The organism is Micromonospora sp. MP36 (genome assembly GCF_008119785.1).
Classification (GTDB): Bacteria; Actinomycetota; Actinomycetes; order Mycobacteriales; family Micromonosporaceae; genus Micromonospora.
This window is the reverse complement of the sequence record NZ_VSFA01000308.1, coordinates 1-417: the sequence shown is the minus strand read 5'-3', so window position 1 is coordinate 417 and position 417 is coordinate 1. Positions and strand designations below refer to the sequence as shown.

Genomic DNA, 417 nt, shown 5'->3' with positions numbered 1-417 from the left:
CCTGGCCGAGCAGATGTTCCGCGACGCGCTCGACATCGAAGACGCCGAACCCGGCACCGCCCAGGCCGCCTACGCCTCGTTCCTGCTCGACCGGCACCGCCACAACGAGGCCATGGCCATGATCACCGAAGCGCGCAGACTCCGCCCACAAGATCCCGAGGTGTTCAGCGTCATCGGCGAGGCCCTGGCCGAACACGGCTACCCGCAGCAGGCCGCCCGCTGGTTCACCGCCGGCCTCGTCACCCACCTCGGACACCTCACCGACCTCGACATCGACGACCTGCGCTATGACTTCGATACCGGACTACTGGCCCGGGGACGCTACCAGGCACGCCAAGCCCTCGGACTCCCGCAAGATCACATCGACACTCTGGTGCACGAACTACAACAGGCCAACCCCGCCACAGCCGACGCTCA

1 protein-coding gene is annotated in these 417 nt (G+C 67.1%); it reads left to right on the top strand.

The features are described from left to right. Positions 1-13: 13 nt before the first annotated feature. A partial coding sequence (locus FXF52_RS41300; RefSeq protein ID WP_222870975.1) for a hypothetical protein occupies positions 14-417 on the top strand: 404 nt, incomplete at its 3' end.